The following is a 21125-nucleotide window of genomic DNA, read 5'->3' as shown; positions in this document are numbered from 1 at the left end:
TCTTTCGCACTTCTCAGGACATTCTCAGGTCGCAGGCACATTTCTGCACGTCACGACGTGTGAAGTGAGAAGGCGCTGGGAACTCACAGGGCTGATCTGTCGTTAACTCAATGACAGAACAAGCCGAACGGGAGGTCGCTATGGCGAACGCCAGCACGAGCAGATTTGACGGCGATCTGGATGCCCAAAGCCCGGCAGCGGACCTGGTGCGCGTGTATCTCAACGGAATCGGTAAGACGGCCTTGCTCAACGCGGCGGGTGAAGTCGAACTGGCCAAGCGCATCGAGGCCGGCCTCTACGCGGAGCATCTGCTGGAGACCCGCAAGCGCCTCGGAGACAACCGCCGACGCGACCTGGAGGCCGTCGTCCGGGACGGTGAGGCGGCCCGCCGCCACCTGCTGGAGGCCAACCTGCGCCTGGTGGTGTCGCTGGCCAAGCGTTACACGGGTCGCGGGATGCCGTTGCTGGACCTCATCCAGGAGGGCAACCTCGGACTGATCCGCGCGATGGAGAAGTTCGACTACACAAAGGGATTCAAGTTCTCGACGTACGCCACCTGGTGGATTCGTCAGGCGATCACCCGCGGCATGGCCGACCAGAGCCGCACCATCCGGTTGCCCGTGCACCTGGTGGAGCAGGTGAACAAGCTGGCGCGGATCAAGCGGGAGATGCACCAGAACCTGGGCCGCGAGGCCACCGACGAGGAACTGGCCGCCGAATCCGGCATCCCGGTCGAGAAGATCAACGACCTGCTCGAGCACAGCCGCGACCCGGTGAGCCTGGACATGCCGGTCGGCTCGGAAGAGGAAGCCCCGCTGGGGGACTTCATCGAGGACGCCGAGGCGATGTCCGCGGAGAACGCGGTGATCGCCGAGCTGCTGCACACCGACATCCGCAGCGTGCTGGCCACTCTCGACGAGCGCGAGCATCAGGTGATCCGGTTGCGCTTCGGCCTGGACGACGGTCAGCCGCGCACGCTGGACCAGATCGGCAAGTTGTTCGGTCTGTCCCGCGAGCGGGTCCGGCAGATAGAGCGCGACGTGATGAGCAAGCTGCGTCACGGCGAGCGCGCGGACCGGCTGCGGTCCTACGCAAGCTGACGCCCCAGCACGGCCACGAGACAGTATGCCCGCCGCATCGCGGCGGGCATACTGCTTGCCTGGGAGCCGTTACAACCATTCATGCAGCTGGCCAAGTAGACTCAGCGTCGATGGAAGGTGCTGAATGAACGACCTGGTTGACACCACCGAGATGTACCTGCGGACCATCTACGACCTCGAGGAAGAGGGCGTGACACCGCTGCGTGCCCGCATCGCCGAACGCCTCGATCAGAGCGGGCCGACCGTCAGCCAAACCGTGTCCCGGATGGAGCGTGACGGGCTGCTGCACGTGGCCGGCGACCGGCACCTCGAGCTCACCGACAAGGGCCGCGCCTTGGCGGTGGCCGTCATGCGCAAGCACCGCCTCGCCGAGCGGCTGCTGGTCGACGTCATCGGGCTGCCCTGGGAGGAAGTGCACGCCGAGGCATGCCGGTGGGAGCACGTGATGAGCGAGGACGTCGAGCGCCGGCTGGTCAAGGTGCTCAACCACCCGACCACCTCCCCCTTCGGAAACCCGATCCCCGGCCTGCTGGACCTGGGCGTCGGGCCCGACTCGGGCGCCGAAGAGGCACCCCTGGTCCGGCTGACCGAGCTGCCCGCGGGCGCGCCGGTCGCCGTGGTGGTCCGGCAGTTGACCGAGCACGTGCAGGGCGACATCGACCTGATCAGCCGACTGAAGGACGCCGGCGTGGTGCCCAACGCCCGGGTGACGGTCGAGACCGGGCCCGCCGGCGTCACCATCTTGATCCCGGGCCACGAAAACGTCACCCTGCCGCACGAGATGGCCCACGCCGTCAAGGTCGAGAAGGTCTGAGCGCGCGCCGGCCGCTGCCGCCTACCCGGCCCGGCGGCCGAACGATCGCCGCGGCGGCAGCCGCACCCCGAGCCGCTTGGCCAGCCGGTAGCCGGTCATCGCGAGTTCCCGGATGTCTTCCGGCCGCAACCCCGATTGCAACGCGGTGTCCAGCATGCCCGCCATCCGATGGTCGGCGTCGCAGCGCAGCGCGGCCTCCAGCGACACCCCGGCCAGCGGACCGTCGCCCCGCGCGTAGGCGCTGAAGGCGAGCAGCACCAGCGCCTCGACCCGCCACGGCGGCGGCAGCACGCGGGCCAGCAGGGCCCACAGCGACTCGGCCGCACCCGCGTCCTCGCCGACCGCCAACGCGTAGAGCATGTCGCGCACCTGCGCGTCGCACAGCGCGCACCCCAACGCGGCCACCTCGTCGTCGGGCACCGACTCACCGGCGGCGACCCGCGCCGCGGCGGCCAGCGCCCGCTCGACGTCGGCGCGGGCGCACCGGCCCGGCTGCGCGCGCTGCGCCGCCCGGCGCAGCACGCCCTGGTTACGGACCGCGTCGGCCAGCCCGGCGCTGCGCGCCTCGGGCGCGATCACGGCCTGCAGGTCTGCCCGCCGGGCGTAGAGCCGCCGCCCTTCCAGCACCGCGGCGGCGGCCAGCGGTGACGCCGCCGGATCGTCGACGACGCCGCTCGCACCGCAGCCATCCACGCAGTGCCAGGAGCCGCCCGCGGCGACCCGGTCGACGACGTGCGCGGCCCACAGCGCAATCCCGTGTTGCGCCAGCGCCTCCGTGAGCGCCGTGCACAGGCGCCGGTAGTCGTCGTTGCAGCTGGGGCAGAGCGCGCCCTCGGCGTCGACGATGACCGCGATCGCGGCCTCGGGGCCGGCCGCGGCGGCGACGTCCGCCAGCTGCCCCACCGCGCCCGCGAGTTCTTCGGAGAGGTCGACCCGCAGTACCGACCCGAGTTCGCCGCCGTCCAAAGACACCAGAACCAATGAACTTTCGGGAACGAAGCCGAGAACGGCGGGCAGCGCGGCGATGAGCGCACCGGGGCGGGTCAGTTCGAAGTCAGGTTGATCCCTCGTCATGAGCACCAACGCTGACGGTCGCCACCGTCAGGCGGTGCGCACGCGGCCCGGTGCCCGTTCGGACCTGTGGACGAAGCCAGCACTGTGAGTGCAGCTGCTTTACTGTTTACGCCATGAGCTCGGCGCAAGAGTACGACATGGTGGTCATCGGATCGGGGCCCGGCGGGCAGAAGGCCGCCATCGCCTCGGCCAAGTTGGGCAAGTCCGTCGCCGTCGTCGAACGCGGGCAGATGCTGGGCGGTGTGTGCGTCCAAACCGGCACCATTCCCTCAAAAACGTTGCGGGAAGCGGTGCTTTACCTCACGGGCATGACGCAGCGAGAGCTGTACGGGGCGAGCTATCGCGTCAAGGAGAAGATCACCCCCGCCGACCTGTTGGCGCGGACGCAGCACGTGATCGGCAAGGAAGTCGACGTGGTGCGCAACCAGCTGATGCGCAACCGCATCGACCTGCTGGTCGGCCACGGTCGCTTCGTCGACCCGCACACCATCGAGGTCGAGGACCCGGCGCGGCGCGAAAAGATCACCATCAGCGGCGAATACGTCGTCATCGCCACCGGAACCCGGCCGGCCCGGCCGTCCGGCGTGGAGTTCGACGAGGACCGCGTGCTGGACTCCGACGGGATCCTCGACCTGAAGACGCTTCCCGCGTCGATGGTGGTGGTCGGCGCCGGCGTCATCGGCATCGAATACGCCTCGATGTTCGCCGCGCTGGGCACCAAGGTCACCGTCGTGGAGAAGCGCAGCGACATGCTCGACTTCTGTGACCCCGAGGTCGTCGAGGCGCTGAAGTTCCATCTGCGCGACCTGGCGGTGACCTTCCGGTTCGGCGAGGAGGTGACCGCGGTCGACGTCGGCTCGGCGGGCACCGTCACCACCCTGGCCAGCGGCAAGCAGATTCCCGCCGAGACGGTCATGTATTCGGCCGGGCGGCAGGGCCAGACCGACCACCTCGACCTGCACAACGCCGAACTCGAGGCCGACAACCGCGGCCGGATCTTCGTCGATGACTTCTTCCGGACCAAGGTGCCGCACATCTACGCCGTCGGCGACGTCATCGGCTTCCCGGCCCTGGCCGCGACCTCCATGGAGCAGGGCCGGGTGGCCGCCTACCACGCGTTCGGCGAGCCGACCGACGGCATCACCGAGCTACAGCCCATCGGCATCTACTCCATCCCCGAGGTCTCCTACGTGGGGTCCACCGAGGTGGAGCTGACCAAGAACGCGATCCCCTACGAGGTCGGCGTCGCCCGCTACCGCGAGCTGGCCCGCGGCCAGATCGCCGGCGACTCCTACGGCATGCTCAAACTGCTGGTGTCCACCGACGACCTGAAGCTGCTCGGCGTCCACATCTTCGGCACCAGCGCCACGGAGATGGTCCACATCGGCCAGGCTGTGATGGGCTGCGGGGGCACCGTCGAATACCTCGTCGACGCGGTGTTCAACTACCCGACGTTCTCCGAGGCGTACAAGGTGGCGGCGCTCGACGTGATGAACAAGGTGCGAGCGCTCAACCAGTTCCGCCGGTAGGGCCGCGGCGCTAGCACGCGTCGTCGAGGTCGCTGGGCACGGGGTCGCCGGGGCCCCCGGCCTCGGCGCGGGCCAGCAATTGCGCGGTGTGCGCGTCGAACGGGGCCGAGTACGACACGTTCGCCGCGCAGCCGCCCCGCTCCAGCCCGCCGATCAGCCCGATCAGCGTGGTCCCGCTGACCCACGGCCCGCCGCTGGTGCCGTCCACCATGCCCTCACACGCCAGCGCCGGGAAGCCGCTGTCCGAGACCGAGGTGCTGGCCTGGCAGCCGATCGGCGAGCCGCCCACCCCGGCCGGATAGCCGAGCACGGTCACGCGGCTGCCGGGCGGCGGGGTGGTCCCGAGCGTCAGCGCCAGGCCGACGCGCGACTCCACCGAGCCGCCGGCGTCATTGGTCACCCGGGCGACCGCATAATCGGCGTGCGGGTCTTTGCTGGCGGTCCAGCGCGGATCGAGGTAGACGGCGTCGGCCTTCCACACGTCGGCGGGCGCGGGCGCCGCGTCGCCGGCGAAGCCGGGGACGAACGTCACCTGCGAGGCGCCGGCCAGGCAGTGCGCTGCGGTCATCATCAGGTTTCCCGCCGACGAGTGCACCACCGAACCCGTGCAGACGTGCAAAGGACCGCCGTCGACGAAGATCGCGCCGACACGCCGGTCCGGCTCGACCGGCGCGGCGGCCGCCTGCTGTTGGGGCTGGCCGAGCCGTTGAACCGACCCCCCGATCCGCGGCGCGGCCACCGGGGCGCCCGACGCATGCTCGACCGGCCGGGCGCACGACGTCAGCGACGCGGTGACGCCGACCACCGAGCAGAGCACGACCACCGGTAAGCGCATCGGTTTCATCATGCCTGACGGGGACCGGCCCGGCCGACTCGCGCGCGCCACGGCGCCGGCGTCGGTTTGCTGGTCGAACGCCCGCGGGGCGTGCGGCCGCCCCGCCGGATTACCGTTACGCCAAGCCGCGTTTCACAGGCAGGACGCGAAGTGAGTTCGCTGTGCAATATCGATGTCCCCTGATTCGGGGGACACTTGGTAGGGCACCCTGGAGAAACCCCCGACAGGAGGCAAACCCACGATGGCTCACCACCAGGACCCGGACGACAGCTACTACCAGCCCGGTCAGGCCGGCATGTACGAGCTCGAGCTGCCGGCGCCGCACTTGTCGGCGGCCGACGGCCGCGGCCCGGTGCTGGTGCACGCCCTGGAGGGCTTTTCCGATGCCGGCCACGCCATCCGGCTGGCCGCCACCCACCTCAAGGCCGTGCTGGAGGGCGAGTTGGTCGCGTCGTTCGCCATCGATGAATTGCTGGACTACCGGTCGCGGCGGCCGTTGATGACGTTCAAGACCGATCACTTCACCAGCTACGACGACCCGGAGTTGAATTTGTACGCGTTCCGGGACACCGTCGGCACCCCGTTCCTGTTGCTGGCCGGCATGGAGCCGGACCTGAAGTGGGAACGCTTCATCACCGCCGTGCGGCTGCTGGCCGAGCGGCTCAACGTGCGGCAGACGATCGGCCTGGGCACGGTGCCCATGGCCGTGCCCCACACGCGCCCGATCACGATGACCGCGCACTCCAACAATCCCGAGCTGATCGCCAACTTCCAGCCGTGGATCTCCGAAATCCAGGTCCCCGGCAGCGCGTCGAACCTGCTGGAGTACCGGATGGCTCAGCACGGCCACGAGGTGGTCGGCTTCACCGTCCACGTGCCGCACTACCTCACCCAGACCGACTACCCGGCCGCCGCCGAGGCGCTGCTCGCCCAGGTCGCCAAGACCGCCTCGCTGGAACTGCCCCTGATGGCGCTGACCGAGGCGGCCGCCGTGATCCGCGCGAAGGTCGACGAGCAGGTCGAGGCGAGCGCCGAGGTCGCTCAAGTGGTGACCGCGCTGGAGCGCCAGTACGATGCCTTCATCGACGCTCAAGAAAACAGATCGTTACTAACGCACGACGAGGATCTGCCCAGCGGCGACGAGCTTGGCGCGGAGTTCGAGCGATTCCTGGCCCAGCAGGCAGAGAAGAAGTTCGACGACGACGACAGGCCTGACCCGCCCCGCCCTTAGCCCGGCCCGCTCTGCGCCCGGCCCGACAGCAAGGTTGGCGATATGACCGAGCGGAAGCGCAACAGCACGCTCCGCCCGGTGCGTGAAGTGACCGCACCCCGGCTGGAATTCCGCACCATCCACGGCTACCGGCGGGCCTACCGGATCGCGGGTTCCGGGCCGGCGATCCTGTTGATCCACGGCATCGGCGACAACTCCACCACGTGGAACGCGGTGCAGGCCAAGCTCGCCCAGCGGTTCACGGTCATCGCGCCGGACCTGTTGGGCCACGGGAAGTCTGACAAGCCACGGGCCGACTACTCGGTGGCCGCCTACGCCAACGGAATGCGGGACCTGCTCAGCGTCCTGGACATCGAACGGGTGACCATCGTCGGTCATTCCCTGGGCGGCGGCGTGGCCATGCAATTCGCCTACCAGTTCCCGCATCTGGTGGAGCGGCTCATCCTGGTGGGCACCGGCGGGGTCACCAAGGACGTCAACGTCGTGTTCCGCTGGGCCTCGCTGCCGCTGGGCAGCGAAGCCTTGGCGCTGCTGCGCCTGCCCCTGGTGCTGCCGGCCGTACAGATCACGGGCCGCGTGCTCGGCATGGCGTTGGGCAGCACGGGCCTGGGCCGCGACCTGCCCAACGTCCTGCGGATCCTCGACGACCTGCCGGAGCCGACCGCCTCGGCGGCGTTCAGCCGCACCCTGCGGGCCGTGGTCGACTGGCGGGGCCAGATCGTGACCATGCTCGACCGGTGCTACCTCACCGAGGCCATCCCGGTGCAAATCGTCTGGGGCAGCAAAGATGTGGTGGTCCCCGTCCGGCACGCGTGGATGGCGCACGCCGCAATGCCGGGGTCGCGCCTGGAGATCTTCGAGGGCTCCGGCCACTTCCCCTTCCACGACGACCCGGCCCGCTTCCTCGATGTCGTCGAACGCTTCATCGACAGCACCCAACCGGGTGAATACGACCAGGCCGCCCTGCGCCAGTTGTTGCGCACCGGCGGCGGCGAAAAGGCCGTCACCGGCCCCGCTCCCACGCGCGTCGCGGTGTTGAGCGCGATGGGCTCCGACGAACGCAGCGCCACCTGACGCGCGCCACGTCGCGGGTCGTACAGTCGCGGCATGGCCATCGACGTGACGGTTTTGCGGGTCTTCACCGATTTCGAAGGTAACCACGGCAACCCGCTCGGCGTGGTCGACGCGCGCCAGGTCGAGCCCCGCGATCGGCAGCGGCTGGCGACCCGATTGGGTTTCAGCGAAACGATTTTCGTGGAGGTACCCGCCGCGGGCGCGACGACCGCGCACGCCGTGATCCACACGCCGCGAACCGAGCTGCCGTTCGCCGGGCACCCGACCGTGGGCGCCGCGTGGTGGCTGCGCGAGACCGGCGCACCGATCAACACGTTAAGCATCCCGGCCGGTGTGGTTCAGGTCAGCCACGGCGTGGGTGCGCGCGGTGACGGCACCGGGATCAGCGCCCGATCGGAATGGGCACCGGAATTCGCCCTGCACGAATTCGATTCTGCAACAGCCCTTTTCGACGCCGACCCGGCTGATTTCACCGACGACACCTCGCATTACCTGTGGACGTGGACCGACCGGGCCGCGGGCGCGGTACGCAGCCGCATGTTCGCCGCGAATCTCGGCGTGACCGAGGACGAGGCGACCGGCTCGGCGGCCATGCGGATCACCGACTACCTGAGCCGGGATCTTTTCATCACCCAAGGCAAGGGGTCGGTCATCGAAACCACCTGGAACGCCGAGGGCTGGGTGGGAGTCACCGGGCGGGTGGTCAATGACGGTGTGCGCCAAGTCAACTGACGCGCCGACCGTCGCTCAGCGCTGCCGGTGCAGCACCGCGGCGAGGTGGTCCTGCAGCGGTTGCCCGACCCCGCCCATCTGCACCGTGTAGGACAGCTCGTCGCCGGCGAGGCGCAGCGAACGGCCCACGGCGGTCACCTCTTTGGCCGTCGGCGACAGGCCAATGGTCGCGGTCGCCGTCGCGATGTCGATCACGTCGCCGGCGCGCGAATAGGTGCCGACCTCGATTTCGGTGATGCCGCTCGGGTGGGCCAGCACCCACTCGACGCGTCCGGGCCGCGGCACGCGAAGGTATCCGGTTTCGGCGTGCAGCGGCGTGCCGTCGGCGACCGCCCGGGTCTTCTGGCCGTAGGCCAAAAACGGTTTACCGACGTGGCCGAACACCACTTCTTCGTCGTAGTCGAAGGGCTCGATGGTCGGATACTTCCCCGACCCCCGACCGGCCCAGGCGCCCAGCAGCGGGGCGAGCTCCGCCAGATCGGGATGCAGTTCGACGGGCATGGGTCCTCAGCCTAGACCTCAGCCCGGCGTCGAGACCTTCCGATGTTCGCGCAGCGCCTGGATCTCGCGCTCGAAGTCGGCGGCGGACGAAAACGAGCGGTACACCGACGCGAACCGCAGGTAGGCCACCTCGTCGAGGTCACGCAGCGGACCGAGGATGGCCAGCCCGACCTCGTGACTGGGCACCTCGGGTGAACCCGCCGCACGCACGGTGTCCTCGACCTGCTGGGCCAGTAGGTTCAGCGCGTCGTCGTCGACCTGTCGGCCCTGGCACGCCCGGCGCACGCCACTGATCACCTTTTCCCTACTGAAGGGTTCGGTGACGCCGCTGCGCTTGACGACGGCCAGCACCGCGGATTCGACGGTGGTGAAACGGCGGCCGCACTCCGGGCAGGAGCGGCGGCGGCGGATGGCCTGCCCCTCGTCGGTCTCCCGCGAGTCGATCACTCGCGAGTCGGGGTGCCGGCAGAACGGACAATGCATGACCGCTCCTTTGATGTGCCGACGACCGGGGACCGCAGAGCTTCGAGCCTACCCGCGCCCTGACCTGCGCGGCGAATGGAGGCGTCGGGCGCGGGCGGGCGCGGCGCGGCGGGCAACGCGGGCGACGGGCATGGCCGGATTCAGCCGATGGGGGCGATCAGCGTCTGGCCGGCGACCAGGCTCGGCGAGTTCAAGTCGTTGAGTTCGCGGATCCGCTGGGCGACCTGACCGGTCGGCGCGTCGGGCGCCACCCGGTGGGCGACGTCTTGCAGGGACTCCCCCGCTTCGACCTTGACGACAGCGAGACGGTTGGGGACGTGGGCGGTTGCGGCGGTGGACTCGCCGTTTAGCGCTTGCCCGACGTTGGCGACCAGGCCCAGCCAGAGGGTGATCGCGCCGGCGCCGAGCGCCAGTCCGATGGTGGTCAGCCAGGTGACGGCGCGCTTGCGGTGCGGGGCGCGTGACATCGCGACCCCGGTTCCGTAGTACCGCGTCGCCTGGCCCGCGGGCCGCGACGGGCCGGGGCGGCGGGAGCGGGCCGCCACGCCGACGTGGCCGTAGCGAGGGTCGTGCACAGGCCCGTTGATCGGACGACGCGCGCTACTGGGGCGCTGCGAGACTGTGTGGACGATTGTCATCTTGCGTTCCTCCGGTCAACTGATCCTCGCTCGTGCGTTCGACAGTATCGCTCGTGTGTTCGATAACCGAACATTTGAGCGAAGCGTGTCGCACGCGAGCAAAACGCTAGACCACGCCACCGACAACCCGCTGTCGGTCGTTAGCACTGGCATGAGGCTCAAATACCCGATTGTCCGAAGAGTTACACATTTGTGATTACCGACTTCAGCGGCGTTTTGTTCCCGGAGGCCGCACTCCGACACGCTAGTCGAACACATGTTTGATTCTTGTCGGCGGTGCGGCTACATTCAGTGCCATGAGCGACAGCAACGACACCTCAGCGGCCGATCCCGCCGTTCGACTGCAGTCTGTGGACTCCTCGCTGACCGAGCGGCAGCGCACCATCCTCAACGTCATCCGCACCTCGGTCACCACCCGCGGCTACCCGCCCAGCATCCGGGAGATCGGGGACGCCGTCGGCCTCACCTCGACCTCGTCGGTCGCCCACCAGCTGCGCACCCTGGAACGTAAGGGTTATCTGCGACGCGACCCCAACCGGCCCCGCGCGGTAGACGTCCGCGGCGCCGACGAGGACGTGGTGGCGCCCGCGACCGAGGTCGCCGGGTCGGACGCGCTGCCCGAACCCACCTTCGTGCCGGTGCTCGGTCGCATCGCCGCGGGCGGGCCGATCCTCGCCGAGGAGGCCGTCGAGGACGTCTTCCCGTTGCCGCGTGAACTGGTCGGCGAGGGCACCCTGTTCCTGCTGAAGGTGGTTGGCGACTCGATGGTGGAGGCCGCGATCTGCGACGGCGACTGGGTGGTGGTGCGCCAGCAGAACGTGGCCGACAACGGCGACATCGTCGCGGCGATGCTCGACGGTGAAGCCACCGTCAAGACGTTCAAGCGGGCCGGCGGCCAGGTGTGGCTCATGCCGCACAACCCCGCGTTCGACCCGATCCCGGGCAACGACGCGACCGTGCTCGGCAAGGTCGTGACGGTCATCCGCAAGGTTTGATGCCGCGGGTCAGTCCGCGCGGGTGAATCCGTTCGCCTCGGCGACTTCCTCGCTGGCCAACCAGATCTCGGCGAGCGTGTCCTGGTACAGGTCGCTGCCTGGCGTGTAGTACAGCCCGAAGCGGGCGCTCGCCTTGATCGGGTATCCGTCGGGCACCTGGTACGGGTCGTCCAGGGGCAGGTGAATGGTCGGCCGGCCGCTCGCCGCGGGCCGGCTTCCGTTCACGTCGTCGTCGGTGTCGGCGGCCGCGTGCCGCCCCGCCCGGCGCGCTCCGCCGGAGGCCGCGGCCGCACCGGCTGCCACGGCCTCCGGCGGGGCGCCGCCGTGCGACGAACCTTGGTCCGCGGATGCGGCCGGCCCGTCCGCATAGTCGGCGTCGTGCGGCGCGCTGGGTTCGGCCGCGTCGAGGTACTCCCCCGGTTCGCCGACGGCATCCTCCGGCACCACGTCGGCGTACTCGTCGCCGTACTGGTCGGCATACTCGTCGCCGTGCTGGTCGGAGTGGTCGTCGGGCTCGCGCGCCTCGTCGGGATAGCCGGCCTCGTCAAAGGGGTCCTCGGCGTACCCGGCCTGGTCGTAATCGGCCTGGCCGTAGCCCTCGTCGTAACCGGCCTGCGCCAGCATCGCTTCGGACGGGACCGGGAAGTGGTCGGTGTCGACGGCGTCGGGATCCTCGTCGTCGCGCCCGTAGTCGTCGTCACCGAACCCGCCGCGCCGCCAACCGACCCGCGCGGGCTCCGCGTCCTGCGGCGCGCCGAGCGCGTAGTGCTCGTCGGGGGCGTCCTCGGGCCCCCAGTGCGGGTCGGCGCCGTCGTACCCTGGCGCGTACCCGGCCCCGACCGGGGCGGCGCGGCGCCGGCGCCGCCATCCGACCGCCAGCACCGCCGACACCACCAACAGGACGAGCACCGGCACCCCGGCCAGCAGCCACCACCAGTTCCACTCGGCCTTCTTGGCGCTGGGCGGCAGGACCGACCCGCTCGGCTGGTTCTGACCGGAGATCTGCAGCCCGGACAACAGCGGCGCCAGGTTGGCCGGTTCCGTGCTGAAAGTGTTCTTCGCCCGGTTCCAGGACACCTTGCCGCCCGAGAACTGTTGGGTGATCACGTCGCCGTCGACGGTCTGGTCGGCGACGGGCGCGCCCAGTTTTCCGGTCGGGCCGCGCAGCTTGTCCCAGGCCGCCTTCATCGCGCCGCGCACGACGAACGCGCCGTGGTCGGAGGTCCAGAAGATCACCGGCTTGTCGGCGGCCGAGAAGGTGGCGATCCGGCTGGACGGCGGCAGGCCGCCGTCGGACTCGTTGGCGACGGGGAACCCGAGCCCGCTGCCCGCCGGGCCGCCCAGCTGCTCGTACTTGCCCAGGATGTCGTTCTCGATGGCGTTGGCACCGGTGGCGGCGTTGAAGAAGACCTTGCCGCCGGCGAAGTTCTGGACGATGCCATCGCCGCCGACGGGGTACTGGGCGCCCTGCTTGGCGCCCAACGGGCCGCCCGCCCCGCCGGCCGCGCGCCACGCCATGTTGATCGCCACGGTCGGGTCGATGGCGACCTGCAGGCCCTTCAACTGGTCGGCCAAGGCGGGCGGATCGGTGGTGAACTGCTTGGTCTCGCGGTTCCAGGACACCTGGCCACCGGAGAACTTCTGCGACGACACCTCGCCGCTGTAGGTCTCGTCACCGACCGGGACGCCCAGCACACCGCCGGAGCTGCCGAGCTTGTCCCAGGCCGAGTTGATCGCTCCGCGCACCACGAACGCGCCGTGCTCGGGCGTCCAATAGATCACCGGCTTGTCGCTGGCGGAAAAGGTGCTCACCCGGCTGTCGGGCCCGGCCAGGCCGGGCACCTCGTTGATGGCGGGGAATCCCAGGTCGCTGCTGACGGGGCCGCCGAGCGACTCGTACTTGTCCAGGATCGGCCCGTACATGAACTTGGCGCCGGTCGCGGGGGTGAAGAACATCTTGCCGCCGTCGAAGTCACAGGCGAAGCCGTCGGCCACCGGGTACACGTCGCCCTTGCGGGCGCCCAGCGGGGATCCGTCACCGCCGGCCTTGTCCCAGGCGGCCATGATCGCGGCCTCGGCGTCGCCGATGGGGCTCGCCCCGGCGGCCGGCGCAAGCAATACGGCGGCGAGCGCTGCGGTCGTCAAGCTGACGCACACACTCCCGATCAGCCTGCGCATGTGACCCCTCTGCCCAACACCTAGCCTCCCAGCCGACGGACGCCCCTATCTGCGACGATGCCGTACTTCCGTCCGGCGCGCGGGCCGTGCTCGTGCCAGGTAGCTACCCCCTGACGATCCGCGTATATCACCGGGCTCGCATAACTTTGCTCCAGCGAAGAAGAAATGCGAAGTCAAATGACGAATTTTATAAGAATGGAGACCCCGCCGATGTCGAAATGATGCGCACCGATCGCCGAATCGCAGCCAAATACGGTCCCGTTCGTGCTGCGGCGGCGTTATCGTGGCGCCCGACGCCGCAGGTCCTCAACCGCCGAACGGGCGGCCCGCGACAGCGCGGGTGACACGGGCCCGCCACAGCACAACGCGCCGCGGCGGCGGCCGATGCCGTTGTCCGGCAGCGGTTCTACCGGTCGCCCGGGTCAGGCCCCGAGGCTGCGACCGATGATCTCCTTCATGATCTCGGTGGTGCCGCCATAGATGGTCTGCACCCGGGCGTCGAGATAGGCACGCGCAACGGGGTATTCGCGCATGTAGCCGTAGCCGCCGTGCAGTTGCAGGCACCGGTCGATCAGGTGCACCTGCTTTTCGGTGCTGTACCACTTGGCCATTGCGGCCTGCTCGGCCGTCAGCTTCTTGTCCAGGTGCAACCGGATGAACTCGTCGACCATGACGCGCACCACGGTCGCCTCGGTGGCAAGCTCGGCCAGCACGAATCGGGTGTTCTGGAAGCTGCCGATCGGCTTGCCGAAAGCCTTGCGCTCCTTGGTGTATTGCAGCGTCTGCTCGAGCGTCTGCTCCATGGCGGCGGCCGCCATGATGGCGATCGAGATGCGCTCCTGCGGCAGGTTCTGCATGAGGTAGATGAACCCCATACCCTCTTGGCCCAGCAGGTTTTCGGCGGGCACGTGCACGTCGGTGAACGACAGCTCGGCCGTGTCCTGCGCGTCCAGGCCGATCTTGTCCAGGTGACGGCCGCGCTCGAAACCCTGCATGCCGCGCTCGACGACGAGCAGCGAGAACCCTTGCGCACCCTTGTCGGGATCTGTTTGGGCCACCACGATCACCAGGTCGGCGTTGATTCCGTTGGTGATGAAAGTCTTTGCCCCGTTGAGCACATAGTGGTCGCCGTGGGCGACCGCGCGGGTCTTGATGCCCTGCAAGTCGCTGCCGGTGCCCGGCTCGGTCATCGCGATCGCGGTGATCAGCTCGCCGGTGCAGAACTTGGGCAGCCAGCGCTGCTTCTGCTCCTCGGTGGCCAGCTCCAGCAGGTAGGGCGCGACGATGTCGTTGTGCAACCCGAAACCGATCCCGCTGAAACGGCCCCGCGTCGTCTCCTCGGTGATGATGGTGTTGTAGCGGAAGTCGCCGTCTCCCCCGCCGCCGTACTCCTCGGGAACCGCCATGCCCAGGAAGCCCTGCTTTCCGGCCTCCAGCCAGACACCGCGGTCGACGATCTTCGCCTTCTCCCACTCGTCGTGATACGGCGCGACGTGCCGTTCGAGGAACGACCGGTAGGACTCGCGGAACAGCTCGTGCTCCGACTCGAAAAGAGTGCGCTGGTATTTGATGGCACTGCTCATTGAAGGACCTCCGGCGAGTGGGTTGGCTGCCGCCCAACATATACCAACCAGACGGTTGGTCGGCGCGCGGCTGGGTGCCGCCCGGGGGTCGCGGTGCGTCGAACGGCGACGGGGTCAGCCGGCAGCAAACTCGCGCAGGCGCCCGGCGAGCGCGACGGGGACCCGCGCCTTGATCCGGGTGCCCTCGGCGCAGTGCTCCTCCTGCTGGATGCGCCCGTCGGCGTGCAGCCGCGCCACCAGATCACCCCTGTCGTACGGGATCACGACGTCGACGGCGGCGTCGGCGGGCACGGCGAGCTCCGCGATCCGGCGCCGCAACGCGTCGATGCCCTCGCCGGTGTGCGCCGACACGAACATCGCGCCGGGCAACGCGTGCCGCAGCTTGGCCAGCGTCAGGTCGCTGGCCGCGTCCACCTTGTTCACCACCACCAACTCCTGGGGCGCGTCGCTTCCGTCGGCGCCGTAGTCGGCGAGCACCTCGGTGACGACCTGGCGCACGGCGTTGATCTGGGCCAACGGGTGGGCGTCGGAGCCGTCGACCACGTGCACCAGCACGTCCGCGTCGGCGACCTCCTCCAAAGTGGAGCGGAACGCCTCGACCAGTTGGGTCGGCAGGTGCCGGACGAAGCCGACGGTGTCGGTCAGGACGAACGGGCGGCCGTCGGCGAATTCGGCCCGCCGGGTGGTGGGTTCCAGGGTGGCGAACAGCGCGTCCTGCACCAGGACACCCGCGCCGGTGAGCGCGTTGAGCAGGCTCGACTTGCCCGCGTTGGTGTAGCCGACGATGGCGACGGCCGGCAGGTCGGCGTGCAGGCGGCGGCTGCGCTGGGTGTCGCGCACCTGTTTCATGTCCTTGATCTCGCGGCGCAGCTTGGCCATCCGCTCGCGGATGCGGCGCCGGTCGGTCTCGATCTTGGTCTCACCGGGGCCGCGCAGGCCCACGCCGCCGCCGCTGCCGCCGGCCCGGCCGCCGGCCTGCCGGGACATCGACTCACCCCAGCCGCGCAGGCGCGGCAGCATGTACTCCATCTGGGCGAGCGAGACCTGCGCCTTGCCTTCCCGGCTGGTGGCGTGCTGGGCGAAAATGTCCAGGATCAGGGCGGTGCGGTCGATGACCTTGACCTTGACCGCCTTCTCCAGCGCGGTCAGCTGCGCGGGCGACAGCTCGCCGTCGCAGATGACGGTGTCAGCGCCGGTCGCCAGGACCACCGCGCGCAGCTCCTGGGCCTTGCCGGAGCCGATGTAGGTGGACGGGTCGGGCTTGTCGCGGCGCTGGATCAGACCCTCCAGCACCTGGGAGCCGGCGGTCTCGGCGAGGGCCGCCAACTCGGCCATGCTGGCCTGGCTGTCCGCGGCGGTGCCGTCGGTCCACACGCCCACCAGCACGACCCGCTCGAGGCGCAGCTGGCGGTATTCGACTTCGGAGACGTCGGTGAGTTCGGTGGACAGGCCCGCGACGCGGCGTAGCGCGGACCGGTCTTCGAGGGCGAGTTCGCCCGTACTGGGCTCGGGATCGCGATGTTCGGGATACGTCATAGGCAATATCCGATGATGCACGCGAAAACGCCGACGCGCACCCCGATTAACGTTGCTGGGACCACCACTGCTCGCTGATCTCTCCGTTGGCGACCAACACCGAGGGGCCCCGCAGGTAGCTGGTGTCGTCGGTGACGGTGACGTCGACCTCGCCGCCCGGCACCCGGACCGTGAGGGTGCCGGTGGCGGCACCACCGCCGATGAGGGCCGCGACCGCGGCCGCGACCGTGCCGGTGCCGCAGGAGCGGGTTTCCCCGACGCCGCGCTCGTGCACCCGCATGTGCACCACCCCGCCGGCCGCCGCGGTGACGATCTCGACGTTGACGCCGTCGGGGAATTGGGCCCCGTCGACGCCGACGGGCGCCGCCACATCCAGAGCGGCCAACGCCTCCGGCGTCAGCGTTGGGTCGACGCACGCCAGGTGGGGATTGCCCACGTCGACGGCGAGCCCGGAGAACCGCCGGCCACCGACCACCGCCGTGCCCGGGCCGCACGTGTTGGCCTTGCCCATGTCGACGGTGATTTCGGCGGCGGTGGCGTCGGCGTGGTGCACGGTCACGGGCCGCGGGCCGGCCAGCGACGCAACGACGAACGCGTCCCGCGACTCCAGGCCGCTGGCCCGCAGGTAGTGCGCGAAGACCCGCACGCCGTTGCCGCACATCTGCGCGACGGAACCGTCGGCGTTGCGGTAGTCCATGTACCAGTCCGGGGCGCCGACGCCCTCGGGCAGCCGGTCCAGCACGCCGGCCGACAGTGCGGCGCCGGCGGTGGTGACCCGCAGCACGCCGTCGGCGCCCAGGCCGCGCCGCCGATCGCACAGGGCCGCCACCCGCGCCGCGTCGAGGGTCAGAGCGGCGTCCACGTCGGGCAGCACGACGAAGTCGTTCTCGGTGCCGTGCCCCTTCGCGAATTTCACCAGCTCAGGATACGTCGCGCCAGACCCTCAGCGTTTCGGCGACGGCGGCGGACCGATCGTCCGCGGTGACGTCCACCCAGTGCACCCGGTGGTCACGACGAAACCAGGACCGCTGCCGGCGCACATACCGCCGGGTGCCCACGAACGTCTGCTCGCGGGCCGCGCCGATCGCGGTGGGTCCCCCGCCGGCGTCGAGCGCGGCGATCACCTGCGCGTAACCGAGGGCACGCCCGGCGGTGACCCCCTCGCGCAGCCCGTTGTCGAGCAGCGCTCGCACTTCCTCCACCAGCCCCTGCTCAAACATCGCGTCGGTCCGTCGGGCCAGGCGCTCGTCGAGAACCGCGGTCGCACAGTCCAATCCGATGATGGCGGCACCCCACCGCGGGGTGCCGATGCGCGGCGCGGACGCCGCGAACGGCAGCCCGGTCAGCTCGACCACTTCGAGGGCGCGCACCGTGCGCCGCCCGTCGGTCGGCAGGATCGCGGCGGCCGCGGCGGGGTCGCGGCGGGCCAGTTCGGCGTGCAGCGCGCCCACCCCCACTTCGGCCAGGCGCCGCTCCCAGCGGGCCCGCACCTCGGGATCGGTCGCGGGAAACGACCAGTCGTCGAGCAGCGATTGCAGGTAGAGCATCGAGCCGCCCACGATCAGCGGCACGGCACCGCGGGCCGCGATGGCGTCCACGTCGGCCGCCGCCGCGCTCTGGTAGCGGGCGACGGTCGCGGTCTCGGTGACGTCGAGGACGTCGAGCTGGTGGTGCGCGACGCCGCGGCGCGCCACGACGGGCAGCTTGGCCGTGCCGATGTCCATGCCGCGGTAGAGCTGCATCGCGTCGGCGTTCACCACCTCGGCGCCGACGCGCTCGGCGAAGTCCAGGGCCAGCTGCGATTTGCCGGTGCCCGTCGGGCCGATGATCGCCAGCGGTCGCACGGGCGGGCTCACGGCTGCCAGGCGCCGGCGAAATACCCCACGCCGTAGGGCGCCCCCCGGTAGAGGTCCTTGGCCGACCGCGGCCCGGGCTCGGCGAGGCCGGCGAGCACCTGGAAGGCGACTCGGCCCAGGATCTGGTCGGGTAGCCGCCGCAGGGCGGCGACGTCGCCGCCGGCCAGCGCGTCGTCCAGCGCGTCCTGCGCGCCGGCGTTGCCGGGGTCGTATCCGCCGGGGGCCGCGGGTGTCAGCGTGTTGGCGCCGTCGGCGACCACCAGGACGCCGATCGGGTCGCGTGACTGCTCGATGTCGGCACGCAGCCGCCGGCCCGTGGCGCGCGCGACGTCGGGATCGAGGTCGGCGCGGTAGGTGCGGACCTGCGCGCTGGCCTGCGGCTGCGCCTGGCCGCGCACCCAGCCGGCGATCAGCGCGCACACCGGCAGCGCGGCCGGCGGTCGCGGTTCCCCGGCGGCCGGCGCCAGGTGCACCCGGACGTCGACGCCGAAACCGGCGAAGGTGCCCGACGATTCGGGCCCCCACACGCGCTCGCTGTCGCCGCCGTCGCGGCAGCCCAGGACGATCCAGCGGTGCGGCAGCAGGGCGGCCGCAGCCACACACGCGGCGGTCAGCTCGGCCACCTCCGCGGCGGCCGCGCCGGAGAGCGCGGGCACCAGCACCGGCGCCGACGGGATGATCGCGATGCCGCTCAGCACGCCACCAAACTAACGGGCGCGCCCAGACGGGGTGTCCGGGCTACCGCACGTCGGCGATCACCAGGCGATCGCTGAAGGGGCCGCAGTCCTCGTCGTCGGAATGCGCGGGCCGCTCGGCCGGCGGGCGGCGATCCCCCAGGAGCTCGGACCGCTCGATGGTTGCGGCCTCGCCACGGGCCAGCGCGACGGTCGCGACGATCACCACGGCGACCGCGCCGACGAGCAGGAACGCCTTGGGGCCGGCCGCGTTGAGCGTCTCCCCCAACACCACCACCCCGAGCAGGCCGGCGACGACGGGTTTGGCGACGGTCATCGTCGGCAACGACGCAGTCAGGGCGCCGGCCCGGAACGCCGACTGCTGGAAGATCATCCCGGCCAGGGCGACCAGAATCCACGGCACGAACTCGGGGGACGTCAGGACGCGCAGCGGGTTGCCCTCGGCCATCTCGACGATTCCCTTGGTGAGCACCGCGAACAACGCCAGGGACGACCCGGCCACCACGGCGAGGAGCACCGCGGCGAACGGGCTGCCCGCCCAGATCCGGGCGGCCACGACGCACGCCACCAGCAGGGGCACCATCACCAGCGCCACCACGACCCAGGTCTGCAGCGGCGCGCGCTGGTCGCCGGCGGCGGGGTCGCCCACGATGATCACGACGGCCAGGGCGGCGGCCAGGACCAGCGCCCAGGCCCAGTCGCGCACGCCGACGCGGTGGCCGGCGAGGCGGGCGTAGATGGGCAACGCGAACAGCAGCGCCGTGACCTGCAGGGCCGTCACCAGAACCACCGACCCCCACGCCAGGGCCGCCGCCTGCAGGCTGTAATTGGCCACCGCCGCCAAGCCGCCGAGCCACCAACGGGTGTCGCGCAACGACATCCGGAACAGCTCCAGGTGGCCGACGTCGCCGTCGGTGACCTCGTGAGCGCAGCGTTGCCGGATCACATCACCCACCGCGGACGCCAGCGCGGCAAACAACGCAAGCAACGCCGCGACATCAACCTTGGACATGTATCGACCCCTCCGCCCCCTACCGCTTCGACTCAGCTTTCCCCGAAGCGCCCCCGAAGACACGCACAGTTTGCCATCGGTTCAGCTACGACTCTATGACGCTGGACACGTCGTCGAGGACGCCGCAGGTAACCCTTTGATTATTACTTCCTTAACCTATGTAACAGCTGGGCTACCGGTATGAAAACGGCGGTCGAACTCAGGCCTCGCGGGCCGCGCTGGACGGCACCAGCGGGTCGTCCTGCGGCTTCCCGGGCGGCACGTCGTGGGCGTTCATCGAGGCGGCTTCGCCGCGGGCCAGCGCGGTCGTGGCGAGCACCACCACCGCCACCGCGGCCAGCAGGGCCAACAGCTTGGGGCCGTTGGTGTTGAGGGTCTCGCCGAGCACGGTCACCCCCAGCACCGACGCGACCAGCGGCTCGCCCACCGTCATCGTCGGCAGCGACGCCGTGAGCGCACTGGCCCGGAACGCGGACTGCTGAAAGATGGTGCCCAGCACCGCGACCAGCAGCCAGCCGTACAGCTCGGGGGCGCGCAGCAGCGCCCCGGCGCCGCCCGGGAGCACGTCGACGACGGCCTTGGTGAACACCGAGAACAGCGCCCACGACGACGCCGAGACGAGCGCCAGCAGCACCGCGGCCAGCGGCCCCGACCATAGGCGCGCACCGAACACGCAGAACACCATGGCCGGCCCCGCCACCAGCGCCACGATCGCCCAGGAGTGCAACGGTGCCCGCTGGACGCCGGCCGCCGGTTCGCCGACGGCGACGAACACCGCCACGGCGCCGGCCAGCAGCAGCGCCCACATCCACTCCCAGCGGCTCAGCCCCTGCCTCGTCATCCAGGCGTACACCGGGAGCGCGAACAGCAGCGCCGTCACCTGCAGGGCCTGCACCAACACGACCGATCCCAGGCCGAGCGCCACGGCTTGCAACGCGAAACTCCCCACCGCTGCGCCGCCGCCCAGCCACCACCGCGCGTCGCGCAACGACATGCGCAGCAACTCCAGGTGGCCGACCTGTTGGTCGGTGATCTCCTGCGCGGAACGCTGCCGGATAACGTCGCCGACCCCGGACAGCAGCGCCGCGACCAGCGCCAGCAGCGCCGCGATATCCACCTTGGCTATGGCGACCGACCTCCCCATCGACACGCGGCACCCAGGGCCGCTGCACGAATCATGCGAACCGCGTCACCCGGCGCCCGGCTCTTACCGGCCCGCGACCCCGGGTACCGTCGAGCTATTGCGTCACCGCAGAGCG

20 protein-coding genes are annotated in these 21125 nt (G+C 70.3%); 7 read left to right on the top strand and 13 right to left on the bottom strand.

Going from position 1 to position 21125, the window contains the following annotated elements; genetic code table 11:
- The first annotated feature begins 110 nt into the window (after window positions 1–110).
- Window positions 111–1100, top strand: coding sequence for a sigma-70 family RNA polymerase sigma factor SigB (sigB, locus tag A5714_RS18605; RefSeq protein ID WP_068074069.1), 990 nt, complete (start codon window positions 111–113; stop codon window positions 1098–1100).
- 124 nt (window positions 1101–1224) lie between these two features.
- Window positions 1225–1914 (top strand): metal-dependent transcriptional regulator, encoded by a 690-nt coding sequence (locus A5714_RS18600; protein ID WP_068074071.1) that lies wholly within the window; start codon window positions 1225–1227, stop codon window positions 1912–1914.
- A gap of 21 nt (window positions 1915–1935) precedes the next feature.
- Here the strand turns inward: A5714_RS18600 and A5714_RS18595 are convergent, their stop codons facing one another.
- The gene (locus A5714_RS18595; RefSeq protein WP_068287620.1) at window positions 1936–2988 is read right to left on the bottom strand and encodes a DUF4192 domain-containing protein; all 1053 of its coding nucleotides are present in this window, start codon (window positions 2986–2988) and stop codon (window positions 1936–1938) included.
- 113 nt (window positions 2989–3101) lie between these two features.
- Here A5714_RS18595 and sthA point away from each other — a divergent pair, with 113 nt between their 5' ends.
- Window positions 3102–4517, top strand: a complete 1416-nt coding sequence (gene sthA / locus A5714_RS18590) for a Si-specific NAD(P)(+) transhydrogenase (protein ID WP_068074075.1) — start codon at window positions 3102–3104, stop codon at window positions 4515–4517.
- 10 nt (window positions 4518–4527) lie between these two features.
- On the opposite strand, the gene A5714_RS18585 is transcribed toward sthA, so the two are convergent.
- Window positions 4528–5364, bottom strand: a complete 837-nt coding sequence (locus A5714_RS18585; RefSeq protein ID WP_068287616.1) for a serine protease — start codon at window positions 5362–5364, stop codon at window positions 4528–4530.
- Window positions 5365–5593: 229 nt separating this feature from the next.
- On the opposite strand from A5714_RS18585, the gene A5714_RS18580 reads away from it, so the two are divergent.
- The 3 genes from A5714_RS18580 to A5714_RS18570 are packed head-to-tail and all read left to right on the top strand — an operon-like array spanning window position 5594 to window position 8389.
- Window positions 5594–6583, top strand: coding sequence for a proteasome assembly chaperone family protein (locus tag A5714_RS18580; RefSeq protein WP_068074079.1), 990 nt, complete (start codon window positions 5594–5596; stop codon window positions 6581–6583).
- 42 nt (window positions 6584–6625) lie between these two features.
- Window positions 6626–7657: an alpha/beta fold hydrolase gene (locus A5714_RS18575; RefSeq protein WP_068074081.1), complete on the top strand. Its 1032-nt coding sequence runs from the start codon at window positions 6626–6628 to the stop codon at window positions 7655–7657.
- A gap of 33 nt (window positions 7658–7690) precedes the next feature.
- Entirely contained in the window at window positions 7691–8389 is a 699-nt protein-coding gene (locus tag A5714_RS18570) for a PhzF family phenazine biosynthesis protein (protein ID WP_068287613.1), read from the top strand.
- A 15-nt stretch (window positions 8390–8404) separates the two neighbouring features.
- Here the strand turns inward: A5714_RS18570 and A5714_RS18565 are convergent, their stop codons facing one another.
- From A5714_RS18565 to A5714_RS18555, 3 genes are all read right to left on the bottom strand, one after another.
- Complete coding sequence (locus A5714_RS18565; protein WP_068287610.1) at window positions 8405–8890, bottom strand: peroxynitrite isomerase; 486 nt, start codon at window positions 8888–8890, stop codon at window positions 8405–8407.
- A gap of 18 nt (window positions 8891–8908) precedes the next feature.
- Window positions 8909–9373, bottom strand: coding sequence for a transcriptional regulator NrdR (gene nrdR, locus A5714_RS18560; RefSeq protein WP_068074087.1), 465 nt, complete (start codon window positions 9371–9373; stop codon window positions 8909–8911).
- A 140-nt stretch (window positions 9374–9513) separates the two neighbouring features.
- Window positions 9514–10011 carry a LysM peptidoglycan-binding domain-containing protein gene (locus A5714_RS18555; protein ID WP_068287607.1) on the bottom strand — a complete coding sequence of 166 codons (498 nt, stop codon included), beginning with the start codon at window positions 10009–10011 and terminating at the stop codon, window positions 9514–9516.
- Window positions 10012–10307: 296 nt separating this feature from the next.
- On the opposite strand from A5714_RS18555, the gene lexA reads away from it, so the two are divergent.
- The gene (lexA, locus tag A5714_RS18550) at window positions 10308–11006 is read left to right on the top strand and encodes a transcriptional repressor LexA (RefSeq protein ID WP_068074091.1); all 699 of its coding nucleotides are present in this window, start codon (window positions 10308–10310) and stop codon (window positions 11004–11006) included.
- A gap of 9 nt (window positions 11007–11015) precedes the next feature.
- On the opposite strand, the gene A5714_RS18545 is transcribed toward lexA, so the two are convergent.
- The 8 genes from A5714_RS18545 to A5714_RS18510 form a co-directional block, all read right to left on the bottom strand.
- A complete protein-coding gene (locus tag A5714_RS18545) occupies window positions 11016–13184 on the bottom strand; it encodes an LGFP repeat-containing protein (RefSeq protein ID WP_068287605.1) in 2169 nt (722 codons plus the stop codon).
- Window positions 13185–13606: 422 nt separating this feature from the next.
- Window positions 13607–14767, bottom strand: a complete 1161-nt coding sequence (locus A5714_RS18540) for an acyl-CoA dehydrogenase family protein (RefSeq protein WP_068287604.1) — start codon at window positions 14765–14767, stop codon at window positions 13607–13609.
- A gap of 114 nt (window positions 14768–14881) precedes the next feature.
- Window positions 14882–16303 carry a GTPase HflX gene (gene hflX, locus A5714_RS18535; protein WP_068287601.1) on the bottom strand — a complete coding sequence of 474 codons (1422 nt, stop codon included), beginning with the start codon at window positions 16301–16303 and terminating at the stop codon, window positions 14882–14884.
- A 46-nt stretch (window positions 16304–16349) separates the two neighbouring features.
- Window positions 16350–17219, bottom strand: coding sequence for a diaminopimelate epimerase (gene dapF, locus A5714_RS18530; protein ID WP_068287593.1), 870 nt, complete (start codon window positions 17217–17219; stop codon window positions 16350–16352).
- Window positions 17220–17223: 4 nt separating this feature from the next.
- Complete coding sequence (gene miaA, locus A5714_RS18525; RefSeq protein WP_068287657.1) at window positions 17224–18147, bottom strand: tRNA (adenosine(37)-N6)-dimethylallyltransferase MiaA; 924 nt, start codon at window positions 18145–18147, stop codon at window positions 17224–17226.
- A gap of 8 nt (window positions 18148–18155) precedes the next feature.
- Window positions 18156–18857 carry a hypothetical protein gene (locus tag A5714_RS18520; protein ID WP_068287590.1) on the bottom strand — a complete coding sequence of 234 codons (702 nt, stop codon included), beginning with the start codon at window positions 18855–18857 and terminating at the stop codon, window positions 18156–18158.
- 40 nt (window positions 18858–18897) lie between these two features.
- The gene (locus A5714_RS18515) at window positions 18898–19866 is read right to left on the bottom strand and encodes a DMT family transporter (RefSeq protein WP_068287588.1); all 969 of its coding nucleotides are present in this window, start codon (window positions 19864–19866) and stop codon (window positions 18898–18900) included.
- A gap of 199 nt (window positions 19867–20065) precedes the next feature.
- The gene (locus A5714_RS18510) at window positions 20066–20992 is read right to left on the bottom strand and encodes a DMT family transporter (protein WP_197513791.1); all 927 of its coding nucleotides are present in this window, start codon (window positions 20990–20992) and stop codon (window positions 20066–20068) included.
- Between the last annotated feature and the right edge of the window lie 133 nt (window positions 20993–21125).

The sequence above is a fragment of the Mycobacterium sp. E2462 genome (assembly GCF_001672685.1).
Taxonomy (GTDB): Bacteria; Actinomycetota; Actinomycetes; order Mycobacteriales; family Mycobacteriaceae; genus Mycobacterium.
This window is presented reverse-complemented; position numbering and strand designations above follow the sequence as displayed.